The organism is Ignatzschineria sp. F8392 (assembly GCF_002252045.1).
In the GTDB taxonomy this organism is placed as follows: Bacteria; Pseudomonadota; Gammaproteobacteria; order Cardiobacteriales; family Wohlfahrtiimonadaceae; genus Ignatzschineria.
Genome location: NZ_NEFF01000004.1, coordinates 62,093 through 77,011, shown reverse-complemented (window position 1 = coordinate 77,011; position 14,919 = coordinate 62,093). Strand labels below are relative to the sequence as shown.

At 38.2% G+C, this 14,919-nt stretch carries 9 protein-coding genes; all 9 read left to right on the top strand.

Going from position 1 to position 14,919, the window contains the following annotated elements; genetic code table 11:
- Window positions 1-257: 257 nt before the first annotated feature.
- The 9 genes from B9T19_RS07590 (at window position 258) to B9T19_RS07550 (ending at window position 14,824) form a co-directional block, all read left to right on the top strand.
- Window positions 258-1,055, top strand: coding sequence for an AEC family transporter (locus tag B9T19_RS07590; protein ID WP_094568027.1), 798 nt, complete (start codon window positions 258-260; stop codon window positions 1,053-1,055).
- A complete protein-coding gene (locus B9T19_RS10800) occupies window positions 1,015-1,224 on the top strand; it encodes a hypothetical protein (protein WP_094568026.1) in 210 nt (69 codons plus the stop codon). The genes B9T19_RS07590 and B9T19_RS10800 overlap by 41 nt, the downstream gene beginning before the upstream one ends.
- Window positions 1,225-1,367: 143 nt before the next feature.
- Window positions 1,368-4,100: a DNA methyltransferase gene (locus B9T19_RS07580; RefSeq protein ID WP_094568025.1), complete on the top strand. Its 2,733-nt coding sequence runs from the start codon at window positions 1,368-1,370 to the stop codon at window positions 4,098-4,100.
- A gap of 12 nt (window positions 4,101-4,112) precedes the next feature.
- Window positions 4,113-6,164, top strand: a complete 2,052-nt coding sequence (locus B9T19_RS07575) for a DEAD/DEAH box helicase (RefSeq protein ID WP_094568024.1) — start codon at window positions 4,113-4,115, stop codon at window positions 6,162-6,164.
- Entirely contained in the window at window positions 6,161-7,414 is a 1,254-nt protein-coding gene (locus B9T19_RS07570) for a GIY-YIG nuclease family protein (protein WP_094568023.1), read from the top strand. The genes B9T19_RS07575 and B9T19_RS07570 overlap by 4 nt, the downstream gene beginning before the upstream one ends.
- A gap of 43 nt (window positions 7,415-7,457) precedes the next feature.
- Window positions 7,458-8,597, top strand: a complete 1,140-nt coding sequence (locus tag B9T19_RS07565; RefSeq protein ID WP_094568022.1) for an SIR2 family protein — start codon at window positions 7,458-7,460, stop codon at window positions 8,595-8,597.
- A gap of 1 nt (window position 8,598) precedes the next feature.
- On the top strand, window positions 8,599-10,338 hold the full coding sequence (locus tag B9T19_RS07560; RefSeq protein ID WP_094568021.1) for an ATP-binding protein: 1,740 nt from the start codon (window positions 8,599-8,601) through the stop codon (window positions 10,336-10,338).
- 620 nt (window positions 10,339-10,958) lie between these two features.
- A complete protein-coding gene (locus B9T19_RS07555) occupies window positions 10,959-13,334 on the top strand; it encodes an Orn/Lys/Arg decarboxylase N-terminal domain-containing protein (RefSeq protein ID WP_094568020.1) in 2,376 nt (791 codons plus the stop codon).
- Between the two features lie 11 nt (window positions 13,335-13,345).
- Window positions 13,346-14,824, top strand: coding sequence for a basic amino acid/polyamine antiporter (locus tag B9T19_RS07550; protein WP_094568019.1), 1,479 nt, complete (start codon window positions 13,346-13,348; stop codon window positions 14,822-14,824).
- The last annotated feature ends 95 nt before the right edge of the window (window positions 14,825-14,919 follow it).

The window sequence follows — 14,919 nt, the reverse complement described above, 5'->3', positions numbered from 1 at the left end:
CAATCACTTTTGAAGATTTAAGCCTCATTTTGAGAGAGTAGCGCTACAAACCCTCCATCTACCGTCGCTTAAATATCATTTAAACATCACTTAAACATCAACTGGAATATATATTTTTAAATATATATTTATGTATATTCAAAAATATATGGAAAACATTTGCAAAATATTTTATAAAAATTATAAAGAGCAGATCTTATAAAGATTTGTAAAATACCTACCACAAGAAGCTACCACTCCCAAATAAGGTGATCGATATGATGATGACTGTATTAGATACAACGCTCCCTATAGTTGTAACGCTGTTACTCGGTTTTTTCGCTGCATGGCATCATGATTTCACCAGTAGTGATGCGCCGATTTTAAATCGAATGGTCTTAACATATGCCGTTCCGATGGCAATTTTTGCCGGAACAATCAGTACTTCTCGCGAATATTTAATTGAAAGTCTCCCCTTATTTACAACAATTACTGCAGGTGTTGTTATTACCTATATTGTTATCTATTTTATCTCTCGCCTCTTACTAAGATTATCCCTTAGCGCTAGCGCATTGGTGGCGGTTGCTGTTGCCGGACCTGCTGTTCCTTTTTTTGGGCCTGCAATTCTTGAAGGTGTTTTCGGCACATCTGGTGCAGTACCGATGGCTATCGGTAGTATCGTCATTAACGTTACGATCGTCCCCTTCACTGTTTATCTCTTAACTGTCGGAAAAATGAAGAGTGAGCAAGCAGAAAATGATAAAGAGATAGAAGAAGATGCCGGCTCCATATTTATTGAACACTTAAAAGAGACTGTACAAAAACCTTTAGTATGGGCACCAATTCTTGCTGTTATTATTGTCTTTTCAGGCCTCGATCTCTCCTCTCTTTTTGGTAAATCCCTCAATTTATTGGGATCATCAGCTTCCGGAGTCGCCCTTTTTGCTTCCGGGATTATGTTAGCCGCCTACAAAATTCGATTAGATTTTTTTAACGTGGTTTATTGTCATATTAAAGAATATTGCGGCACCGGCAGTGATCTATTTTGCGGCATCTGCACTGGGACTCGATCATAAAACTGTTGCTCAAGCGGTGATTACAATGGCAATTCCGGCAATGCCGATCATCGTTGTATTTGCAATCGAATATAAAGTGGCAGAAAAAAATATGCCCTCGGCACTATTACTCAGCACTATCTTATCGCCACTAACCATCGGTGGGTTTATCTATCTGTTGGCGGTATAGTGAAATCAAATATATCTGTAAAATAGAAGATTGTGATCAAATAGATAGCTACCATGTAATAACTAGATAGTCATTTAAAAAATATTAAAAGTGATAAACTATTCCCTATTCTATTAATAGTAATTTTCTTATAGGTTTCATAAATGGCGATCAATCAAACAGAATTATTCGATAAATTAGAAAAACTTACTCAAAATAAAAATCACGATAATTTCATCTTTGAATTTTTACATCTTTATGATTTCCCTAAATCTACTATTACTCGTTTAAAAAAAACGGTCTCTGGCGATGATGATAATATCAATGTTGCTTTAGCACCTTTAGATGGCGAAGTAGCTAATCAAAGAGGTATCTACTTTAAGCCTATTAAAGATGGCACTAAGCTCTTAGATACATTAGATTCATTAAGAAAAAATCACATTATTCAATCCAAAAATATCGCTTTTATCATTGTTACTGATTATCAAGATATCCTAGCTTATGATGTTGAAAATGATGATATGATCGACTGCCCTTTTATAGAGCTGCATAAAGAGTATGGCTTCTTTTTACCATTAGCAGGATATGAAAAAGGTGCTGAATATACAGATAATCCGGCAGATGTAAAGGCGGCAGAACGATTAAGCCGGCTATTTGATCTGATACGCTATAAAAACAATCTCACCACGGATCAAGAAATTCATGCTCTTAATGTCTTTTTAACCCGTCTATTATTCTGCTTCTTCGCTGAAGATACTGATATTTTCAAGAAGAATCAATTTAGCGACACAGTTGCAAAACATACCAAAATAGATGGTACTGATCTTAAGCCATTTTTAAAGTCACTATTCTCGATTTTAAATAGTGAGCCCGCATCCAGTTTACGTCAAAACTCACCATCCCATCTATCTGATTTCCCTTACGTTAATGGTAAGTTATTTGAAGATGAAGAGACCATTCCTAAATTTGACGCTCGTACTAGAAGGATGTTACTAGAATGCAGCTCTCTTAATTGGTCTGAAATTAATCCAGATATCTTTGGGTCAATGTTCCAAGCCGTAATTCATGAGAATCAAAGACGTCGATTAGGGCAACACTACACCTCTGTTCCTAATATTATGAAAGTTTTACGTCCTCTTTTTCTTGATGAATTAGAAGAGGAGTTTATCAGAAGCAGGCATAGCGAAAAGAAACTTAAAGAACTGTTATTGCGTTTAGGCAATATTCGGGTATTTGATCCAGCTTGTGGTTCAGGAAACTTCTTAATTATTGCCTTTAAAGAGCTTCGAAAATTAGAAATCCGTATCTATCAAGCTCTTTCTGATTTGAATGAAGATCCTGAGATGATGATGTCGAATATTCGGCTAAATCATTTCTACGGCATTGAAATAGATGATTTTGCTCACGAGATAGCCCTACTCTCTTTATGGCTTGCAGAACATCAGATGAATTATGAGTTTAATCGAACTTTAAAAAGTTATATCCCAACACTCCCTCTACATGAAAGTGGTAATGTTATTCAAGGTAATAGCCTTAGAACCGATTGGGTAAAATTTTGTCCAGCTGACAAAGGGGAGGAGATCTATGTTGTGGGAAATCCACCTTTTACTGGCGCACGTATAAGATCAAAAGAACAGACTGAGGACATGGAAGCTGTCTTTAAAGATATAAAGTCATTTAAGAATCTTGATTACGTTGCTTCCTGGTTTTATAAAGGGGCGCAGTATATCGAAAAAACCCAAGCTCAACTTGCTTTAGTTTCAACAAATTCTTTAACTCAAGGCGCTCAAGTATCTCTTCTCTGGCCCGCTATTTTTAATCTTAATGTTGAAATATTTTTTGGCTACCAATCATTCTTATGGGCCAACAATGCTAGGGATAAGGCCGCTGTTTATGTAGTGATAGTAGGCTTAAGACCTAAAAGCGATGAACCTAAAAAGCTTTATCGATTTATAGATTCAACTTGGCACCAAAGTTTTGTAAAAAATATTAACCCTTACTTAATTGAAGGTTTTAATACCGTTATTTCGAGTAGACGAATGCCATTATCGCCTAATATCCCTCCTATGGTATTTGGAAGCATGCCTAACGATGGTGGTCATTTAATTTTTAATAAAGGAGAAAAAGATGAGCTTTTAAAAAAAGAGCCACTGTTAAAAAAATGGATTCGACCCTTATTTGGGTCTGAAGAGTTTATAAATAGTATTGAACGCTTTTGTCTGTGGCTAACAGATTTTAATTTAGAAAAAATGGATGATTTCCCATTTTTAAAGCAAAAAGTCGCATTAACAAAACAACATCGACTTAATAGCTCAAGACCTGCAACACAAAAACTAGCAAATATGCCTCACTTATTTGCAGAAATTAGACAACCTAAAGATGGCAATTATATTTTAGTACCAAGAGTATCGTCAGAGCGCAGAAAATATCTTCCTTTGGGTTTTTTTACGGCAGAAACGATTGTAAATGATTCTGTTCAAATCATACCTAATGGAACTTTGTATGAATTTGCCATTATTCACTCAACAATGCATAACGATTGGATGCGAATGGTTGGTGGTCGTTTGAAGCAAGATTATCGTTATTCGGCATCATTGGTTTATAATACCTTCCCTTGGCCACAAAATATCGGGCCACAACGCCGGGAACAGATTGAAAAGCTTGCCAAAGAAATTTTACGCATTCGTGCCCGCTATCCGGATAAGACTTTAGCGGAACTCTATGATCCAGATAAAATGCCGGCAGATCTATTAGAAGCTCATGAAACTCTCGATCGGGCTGTTGAAAAACTCTACCGAGATGCACCATTTCGAGATAGTACAGAACGAGTTGAATATCTATTTAAACTCTATGAAAAACTCATTAATGAAGAGACAAATAAGAAAAAGAAAAAATAGTGGAGAGATAAAATGAGCAAAACAGTCAATTTAGTAGAAGTCACCTATGAGCAGACAGGTGCTAGCACTCAAAATAATGCGATGGGTATGCGAGAGATGCAAGCAAGAGCTTACGCCTATCGCAATAGCCAATATCTATTGATTAAAGCACCACCAGCATCAGGTAAATCGAGAGCTTTAATGTTTTTAGCGTTAGATAAATTACATCGGCAAGGTATCCGTAAAGCGATTGTTACTGTTCCTGAAATGTCTATCGGTGGTTCTTTTAAAGATACAGATCTTGTAAGCTATGGCTTTTTTACGAATTGGCATATTGAAAATAAAAATAATCTCTGTCTTACTGAAGGAGAAACTACCGGCAAAGTAGATCGCTTTGTTGAGTTTATAAAGAGTGATCTGCCTGAAGATACGATTATTCTCTGTACTCACGCAACATTGCGACATGCTTTTAAAAAATTAGAGCCTCAAGACTTCAATAATACTGTGCTAGCAATCGATGAGTTTCACCATGTTTCTGCCGGCGAAGAAAATATTCTTGGAAAGCTGATTGATGAAGTAATGCAAGGATCAAATGCTCATATTATCGCAATGACAGGTTCTTACTTTAGAGGAGATTCGGTACCAATCTTATTACCAGAAGATGAAGCCAAATTCGATAAAGTGACTTACACCTATTACGAGCAACTCAATGGGTATCAATATCTGAAATCTCTCGGAATCGGATATCATTTCTACCAGGGGCGTTATATTGATGCTCTATCAGAAGTTTTAGATACCAATCAAAAAACATTAATTCATATACCTCATGTGAATTCTTCAGCTTCTACAGGTAATAAATATGCAGAAGTAGGACATATCCATGATGTGATTGGAGAATTTGTATCAAAAGATCCAGATACTCATATTTTGACATTAAAGCGTCATAATGATGGAAAGCTCATAAAAGTAGCCGATCTTGTTGATGATAGCAAAGAGCGCCCTATTGTTATGGAGTATCTTCGTAATGTAAATCATGCCGATGATATCGATATCATTATTGCTTTAGGTATGGCTAAAGAAGGCTTTGATTGGCCTTGGTGTGAACATGCATTAACTGTTGGATTCCGAAATTCTTTAACTGAAATCGTACAAATCATTGGCCGTGCAACACGGGATTGTAAGGGTAAAACCCATGCACAATTTACTAATCTTATTCCACAACCTGATGCAACTGATGAAGATGTCGTTATCTCTGTAAATACGATGTTAAAAGCCATTAGTGCTTCCTTATTGATGGAGCAAATTCTAAAACCGAATATCACTTTTAGACCAAGATCATCTGTTATAGAGGGGGAGGCTTTACCGCCGGGAACGATTGTAATTGATGATACCACTAAGGCTCCTTCTAAAAAGGTATTGGATATTTTAAATGGTTCTACCGACGATATTTTTGCAACGTTGTTAAATACGCCTGAAGCACAACAAGCCTACTGGTCCGAACAAGGTTTAATAGAAACTGAAGTTGTAAATAAATTGATGATTCCTAAAATCATCAGACAACTGCATCCTGATCTAGATGACGAGGAAGTTGATCAAATTCATCAAGGATTATTGACCAGTTTATTTATTCGGCAAAATGGAGGGATAATAGAAGGTAATGCCCTACCTGAAGATGCCATTATTGAGGGAGAATTAGCATCAAATAGAGGAGGCACTCATCCTACATCGAGTGATTATAGTGGGCAGCAATTTATCAATATTGGTAATCGATTTATTAATCTAGATGATTTAAATGTAGACTTAATTGCTTCTGTAAATCCTTTTCAGGGTGCGTATGAGATTCTTTCTAAAAGCATCGATGCCCCACTCTTAAAGACTCTGCAACAAACCTTAGCTTCTCAAAAAATTAATATGACCGAAGAAGAAGCAGTAATGCTTTGGCCTAAAATCAATCAGTTTATAGCTGATAATAATCGCCATCCAGAAGTTAACAGCAATGATAATATTGAACGACGATTAGCAGAGGGTCTGTTATATATTCAAAGAAAATATGCTGAAAAAAGACAACAGGAGGGGCAAGAATGAAACTCTCGGGCATAAAAGATGAGCTCCCTTCCCTAACTTTCGACGAAATTCTCAGCGGACAAGATGATCCACATGGATTACTCAAAAATATTAAGCCTAAAAATAGTAGCAATAAACTACAAAGCGCTTTGGTTTCTAAATTTGATGAGATTAATCAATTTATTGATCAAAAATCTCGATTACCCGAAGTAGAGAGTAGCGATATCACTGAGATGATATTAGCAGAATCGCTATATAGTATTATTGAAAAGCACTCTGATAATAATATATTACGGCAGATGGATCGCCATAACCTCCTTACAAAGGCAGTGGCTTCTATAGCTATAAATAGAGATATAAATATAAAAAATAACAACTCTAAAGCAGAAGAAGTGACTTCTTTAGAAGATATCTTTAATGTTGCCGGTGACCTTTTAAAAGATAACAGCGGAATATTTGAGCTAAAACATATACCAAAGACCAAACAAAATAAAGAGATGCCAGATGACGTAGCTGAGAGAAAAGAGTGTCCTGACTTTTGGAGATTTAAACCGCTATTCATTACGATGCATCAAAAACTTAAAGATGGAGAATTTCAATTACAAAAGTTTAGTAATAACTCCCAAATACGAGAGGGAGATTTTTTTATCCTCAAAGGAGTTGCCTGTTTTGTAGATTCCATTGCGAAGGTAAGTGAAAGAGAAGATGTCCATAACCCAAGAATGCGCCTCATTTTTGAAAATGGATTAGAGTCAAATATGCTAATGCGATCTTTGGCTGCTTCTTTATATAAGGAAGATAATGGACGTCGTATCTTACAAGGTGCTGATGCTGTCACAGAGTCCCTGCTCAATATTTCTCATAAAGATAAACCTTTAGGTTATCTCTATATTTTACGCTCTTTAAGTAATAACCCTACCCTAACAGTATATAAAAACCTTTATAAAATTGGGTTTACAACAACAACGATTGAAGATCGGATTAAGAATGCCGAGAATGATATCGCTTTTCTAGAAGCACCTGTCGAGCTCGTAAAATTTTTCGAATGCCGGCATGTCGATCCTCATAAACTTGAAAGATTAACGCATACTTTCCTCGAAGCTCAAAGGCTTAAAGTTACTTTAATAGGAAAAGATGGGAGTCGATATCAGCCACAAGAATGGTTTAATGTCCCTTTAGGAACCATTATAGAAGTAGTAAAAAAAATTAGTGATGGGACTATAAATCAATATCGTATGAATAACACGACAGGGGAAGTTGTTAGGAAATAATATTAATTTGACTATAAAATTCAGAATATCAAAAGAGGATTCTATGTCATTAAACACCAGTATTTTTGAGAGAAATGATTTTAAAGAAGTTATTCGCAAATTAGAAGAGCTTTTAACCCACTCTAAAATTGTTTTATTAGGAGCAGGGGCAAGTTTCTGCGCCGGATTGCCTTTAACAAATAAGCTGACGGAACAGGTCTTGAGAGACAATAGCCTTTCTACCACATCTAAAGAAATTTTAAAAGCCATTCAATCTAAGTTTAAGGGAGCCAATCCCGCTGCTCATATTGAAGATTACCTCAGTGAATTAATTGATTGGTTAGCCATTACAGCTCGTCGCTTTAATAGAAACGTGGATGATAATTCTATTTCGATCAATAGGAAAAGATATAAGTATGATCAATTATTAAAAGCTGTTGAAGAAATTAAATTAGCCATCTTTTCTGTGATAAACAAAGATGTAACAATTGATACGCATATTAAATTTATTGAATCATTACATCGACCTATTCGACCAGGTAAAAAGTCATCAGAATGTATCGATTATCTAGTGATGAATTACGATACTTTAATAGAAGATGCTTTAGCCCTTTCAAAAATAAAATATGCCGATGGCTTAGAGGGAGGAGTATCAGGATGGTGGAACCCTGATGTATTTGAAAAAAGTGATTTAGAAGCTAAAGTCTTAAAACTACATGGCTCCATCAATTGGTCAGAGGATCCTTCTTCTTTCACTCCGTTTAGAGTTAACAATCGACTTAACTTTCAAAAAGATCCATCAGCAAAAATAATGATATGGCCTGCATCTACTAAATATAGAGAAACGCAGTTAGATCCATATGCATACTTGATGCATAAAGCAAGAGGTATTTTAAATCCTCAAAATGGAAAACAAAAAGTCTTATTAATTAGTGGTTATAGTTTTGGAGATTCACACATCAATTTAGAAATTGAGAGAGGCCTCAAAAACTCTAAAGGTAATTTAACTGTCTTAGCTTTTATCAGCGATAATGAACCAACTGGTATTATTAAAGACTGGAATAATAATCCTGATATAAACAAGCAATTATTAATTTTTGCTAATAAGGGATTTTATCATGCAGATCAACAGATAATTTCTGAAAATGATATTAAATGGTGGAAGTTTGAAAATTTAACTCAAATTTTAGAAGGACGGATTTAACATGATAAACCAACTTATTAAACCTATTGATAATCTTGCTATCGGTAAAATTATCGAAGTTGATGGTACTCGTATTATTGCAGAATTAGACCCCCTACTATTAGATCTATCTAGGGTATTTGCGGGAGAAAACTATCCTATAGGCCAGTTTGGTTCTATTATAAAAGTACATTTTGGGCGAAAATCAATTTATGGTTTAGTTAGTCGCCTACGAATGAAAGCTGACTACGAATTAGAGAATGGAATCCCTATTGTATCTTCCGATGAAAGAATTATAGAGGCAGATCTATTCGGTGAGGGTGAGTGGAGAATAGGTGCAGATGAGAGCCCTTCTTTAGAATTTCAGAGAGGTGTTGCTACATACCCTCTCCCTCAACAAACCATTTACATTACACAAAAATCCGAACTGAAATATATATATGGTAATACACAAGGTGCAATTATTCATTTAGGAGAGCATGTTGGTTCAGGATCCCCCTGTTATGCTGAACTTAATGAATTGCTTGGAAAGCATACCGCAATATTAGGGTCTACAGGATCAGGAAAATCAGGAACAGTCTCAGCTGTATTGCATAGCATCTTAGAACGAGGGAATATTGCTCACTATGAACGTTGGCATCCACAGATTATTATCTTAGATCCTCATAATGAATATGGAAAAGCTTTTCCAAATCATCAACGCCTATCTACAGATGAAGGATCATTAAAGCTTCCTTATTGGCTATTAGATCTTGAAGAAACTATAAGTTTATTTATAGGAAAGACAGAGTATGCAGCTACATCTCAATCTAATATAGTTAAGAACGCATTAATAGCAATCCGTGAACAGGCCGCAAATAAGTTATTATTAGATAAAAGTCTATTAACAGTCGATTCTCCCATCCCATATATTTTGGGAGATCCGAATGGCATAGATGAATTTGGGAAAAAAAATAATGAACTATATACAGAAGGTTTAATTGGAGAAATAAATAAACAGCGTCCAACTAATACAAATAAAAACCAACATGAAGACTACAATAAAGTTATTCGTAAAATTAGCTCTCTCTTAAAAGATGGTAGATTAAAGTTCATGATGAAAGGTTGGGATGGCAAGGCCGATCCTTTACCTAGTATTCTTAGTCAATTTTTAACCTCAGAGACGTCTATCCAAATAGTAGATCTATCAGGCATACCCAATGAAATTGCTGGAATTACAAGTGCCGCTATTGCCCGAATTATATTTCAAATAAAAGTATGGCAGTCAGAAGAGGAAAGACAAAATAGTCCTGTTCTTCTTGTGTGTGAAGAAGCCCATCGTTATGTCCCGAATAAAGGTGAGGCTCAATATGAGGCCGCTCAATCAGCAATTAGAAGAATCGCAAAAGAAGGTAGAAAATATGGCGTTGGATTATTTTTAATATCGCAACGTCCAAGTGAGGTAGAGGCTACGGTCCTCTCTCAATGTAATTCTTGGATTGTCTTGCGTATAACAAATGATACTGATCGAGAACATGTCAAAAGTATTTTGCCTGACTCAATGACAGGCTTAACCAAGATGTTATCAGGATTACGCCGACAAGAAGCTATATTTTTAGGTGAGGCGGCAACACTACCTTCCAGAATTATGATTAAAAACTTAGAAAAAGATCAGCTTCCTAAATCAAGCGATATTGATTTTGATTTAGGCTGGCAAAAGGCAGCCTCTAATTTAAAAGACATGGAAAAAGTGATAAATCGTTGGAGATACCAACAACGTTAAATAACAGAACAAAACTTATATCTTGTATTGATTCTTAACAAATGAAGTACAGAAATAAAGTACAGTTTTGAGGCTTATAAAAATAATAAATTTGTTATTATCTTCCTTATTTAATCACATACGTAAGTTTAAAAATGTTTTCCCCCCAAAAAAACAAAAAGCCGGCGCTATGCCGGCAATTGAATGGATACTCCCATTAAGGTTTATTGTTTTTAAGAGATGTGATTATGAGTAGTGATACAGATTTTCACAATTTTTTATACCTTGGGAGAAAGTGATCCTCAATGAGTAGGATGAATTGTGATGGAATTCACCAATAAGGATATTGGGCACTTTAGCCCTTTCTGTAAAATAGCATCCATTAGAACACATAAAATATGTGCTGTTTGGGTCTAGTGAAACTACTGTACAGAACAACAAATCATAACAAAAATTGTCACAGGTAGCGGAAAATCTTTCTCATTTATTGATATAAGTTGACATATATCATGATTTCTTTATTTAAGGTAAATATCTCTAAAAATGAGCTTAAATGCGCTAAAACAATATAAATTTTTGCCTGGAATTGTTATATATTGTTAATGAAATAACGCCTTTATCCATTTAATGAGGAGTTTAAGATGAAATATAATAGAGATATTCTTTTTATTAATGATTTTTCCGAGTATAGCGATCATCCTTTCCATAGACTCAATGAACGATTGAAAGAGTTACAGAGTGCTCTGAGTGCTTTGGGGTATCAATTTACAGTGGTTGAATCTCTACCACAGGCAACGGCAATCGTTGCGCAGATGCCTCACTTTGGAGGTGTTGGGCTCTTTTGGAGCGGTAAAGAGTCAGATGGCGCTGATGCGCTACACTTTTTAACCACTTTTCGCGCTAGAAATCCAGAAACGCCCATCTTTCTCCTCTCGGTTGAATCGATTACTCATAATCTGCCGATCGATCTCCTTAAAGAGATGAAGGAGTATATCTATCTCTATTCAGAAACGCCTCCCTTTTTAGCCAATCGCATCGACCGAGCAATTCGTCGCCACTATGAAGCGATGCTGCCACCCTACTTTAAGACTTTAAAAGAGTTTACCGAAGATGGTGATTACTATTGGGATTGCCCCGGACATATGGGAGGAATGGCATATCTAAAGCATCCTGTTGGCGCAGAGTTTTTTAAATTTTATGGGGAGAATATGTTCCGCTCCGATATTGGTGTCGCTACGGCGGAGATGGGAGATTATCTCATTCATGAAGGGCCGCCAAAAAAGTCGGAAGCGATTGCGGCAAAAGAGTTTGGAGCTGATTGGACTTTCTATGGTGTCGGAGGCTCTTCTACCTCCAATAGAATCGTGGCGCAAGGTGCCGTAGGTGCTAATGAGATGGTGGCTGTAGATCGCAACTGTCATAAATCGATCAATCACGCCTTAACACTCTCTCAGGCGCGTCCTGTCTATCTTCAACCGACACGAAATGGCTTCGGTCTGATCGGCCCGATTCCGACAAAAAGATTAACCAAAGATCATATCGATAGTTTAATTGCCGCAAGTCCTTTAACAAAGGATGCTATCTCACCGGCGCCCACTTATGCCGTTGTCACGAACTGTACTTATGATGGCTTCTGCTACAACATTAAAGATGTGGTCTCTCATCTTGGCGAATCGGTACCGCGTATCCATTTTGATGAGGCTTGGTACGCCTATGCAAAGTTTCATCCTCTCTATAAGGCACGTTTTGCGATGGATGTTGAAGATAATGATCCCCATCGACCGACAATATTTGCCGTACAATCGACCCACAAGATGTTGCCGGCACTCTCAATGGCGTCGATGATTCATGTGAAGAAGAGTGATCGAGCACCACTCAATTTTGAAGACTTTAATGATGCCTTTATGATGCATGGCACCACTTCGCCCTACTATCCGATCATTGCATCGATCGATGTTGCCGTTAATATGATGAGCGGCCAATCGGGTTACTCTTTAGTACAAGAATCTCTTGAAGAGGCGATCGCTTTCCGAAAATCGATTGTCTCTATTAAACGCCGACTGCAGGAGGAAGAGGGAGAAGAATCTTGGTTCTTCGATCTGCTCCAACCGCGTGAAATCTACTCTGAGAAAGAGAATCGTCATTATAGCTTTGAAGAGGCGCCGATAGAGCTTTTAACTCATGATCCCCGCGCTTGGCAACTTCGAGCGGGTGAGGATTGGCATGGATTTAGCGCCGAGGATCTAGCAGATACCGATAGTATGCTCGATCCAGTAAAAGTGACGATTACCTGCCCCGGCATTACCGCGGATGGCACCTATGAAGCGATGGGAATTCCGGGATATGTGATGACCCGTTTCCTCGATGATCGTCGAATTGAAATTGCCCGAACTGGTGATTATACCCTCTTAATTCTCTTCTCTGTTGGAACAACAAAAGGGAAATGGGGAACATTGGTAGAAGCGCTCCTCGAATTTAAGAGACTCTACGACAGTGATACGCCGGCACTCGAAGCGATTCCTTCTCTAGCCGCTCAAGGGGATCACTATCGAGGGATGACCCTAAAAGCACTCTGTCAGAAGATGCACGATGAGATGAAATCGGCCGATATGATGAAGCAGATCAATAATGCGGTGAATGCTGATCCTATTGCTGAGATCTCTCCGGCAGAAGCTTTCCAGAAGGTGGTTCGTTATCAGACTGAAGTTGTTAAATTAGAGGATTTTAAAGGGCGCATCTCCGCCACAATGGTGACCCCTTACCCTCCCGGTATTCCTGTTTTAATGCCTGGCGAGCGTCTCTCTAAAGAAGATAGTGGTGTCATCGCTTATCTTGAAGCGCTACAAGCGTTTGATAAGAAATTCCCCGGCTTTGAACATGAGCTACAAGGTGTTCATATCGATGAATCGGGGGACTTCTGGGTTCGAGCGATTATTGAAGAGGATCGCGCGCCGATCGAGCCGACCGTAAAATTTAGAAAGCAACGTTCTCATGCGATTCGTACCGCACGCGGTTAAGGAGATCCATTATGAAAAAGCAAGCATCAAAAGCAGCACAAGCAACGAAGCCGGCTTCTAAATTGGGCTTCTTTGCACTGATTGCCATTGTTGTAGGTTCAATGTTAGGCGGTGGGGTTTATAGTCTGCCGCAAAACACCTCGCTCCACTCTGCTGTCGGCCCCATTATTATCGCCTGGCTTATTGCCGGCTTTGGGGTCTATTTTATTGCCAACTCTTTTCGCATCCTCTCTGATATTCGCCCCGATCTTAAATCGGGGGTCTATATGTATGCGCGTGAAGGTTTCGGCCCCTTTATCGGCTTTGTCGTCGCTTGGGGCTACTGGCTCATGACCGCTTTTGGGAATGTCGCGTTTGCCGTTATCTTGATGGATGCAATGAACTATATCTTCCCGGGGAAATTTACCGGGGGGAATAATCTCAACTCCATTATCTTCGGCTCCATTTTGATCTGGCTCTACTACTTCTTAGTTCTTCGTGGTATCAAGACAGCGAGCTTTATCAATATGGTCGGGACGATGAGTAACCTTATCCCCTTAACGCTCTTTATCATTATTATGCTCTTCTTCTTTAAGTTCAGCCATTTTACGGAGAACTTCTGGGGTCATAGTGCGCCGGCACCCAGTGAGGATCTTGGCTCTATTCCTAAGCAGATTATGTCACCAATGTTAGTGGCCTTATGGTGCTTTATCGGTGTTGAAGGGGCTGTGGTTCTCTCAGGCCGAGCGAAAAATCCTGCCGATGTCGGGAAAGCTACTTTAATCGGCTTTTTAGTGGTATTAACGATCTATATTCTGCTCTCGATCCTTCCCTTTGGTTTTATGGCGCAACATGAGATTGCAGAAGTTCCCAACCCTTCCACTGCCGGCGTATTGGGTAAAGCTGTTGGCAATTGGGGGCAATGGTTGATGAATATTGGGCTGATGATCTCCGTTCTTGTCGGCTGGCTCTCTTGGACACTCCTCTGTGCAGAAGTCCCGATGGCAGCGGCACAAAATGGAACCTTCCCTTCGCTCTTTGCCAAGCAGAATAAGAATCAGACCCCATCATTCTCACTGCTCGTCAGTAGCATCATTATGCAGGCGGCGATGTTATTGGTCTATTTCTCCAATAATGCGTGGCAAACAATGCTCAGTATCTCAAGTCTTATTATGTTGCCGGCCTATCTTGGGACTACGCTCTTCCTCTTTAAGCTCTGCACGCAAAAAGAGTATGAGAAGTATGCTAAAAAAGGTAAAACGCTTGCCTATTTAAGTGGTTTGATCGGTTTTCTCTTTGGCCTTTTTATGTTCTATGCCGGCGGTATTCAATATGTGGTAATGGTTCCCGTCCTCTTAGCATTGGGAATTCCGGTATTTATCTGGTCTCGCTGGGAGAAGAGAGATGGTGCGCCGATCTTTCAAAAAGTGGAAGTGCTCTATCTTCTGATCCTTCTGCTATTAGCGATTGCCGGCATTATCTCCGTCTGGGGAGGTTGGGTTAAGTTGTAGTTAAATTCATACTCGTTCACTATTCACATTATTTACACTACTACAGAACTTTTACAGAAGTTTTACAGAAATTTTTATAAAAATTTTTACAAAAA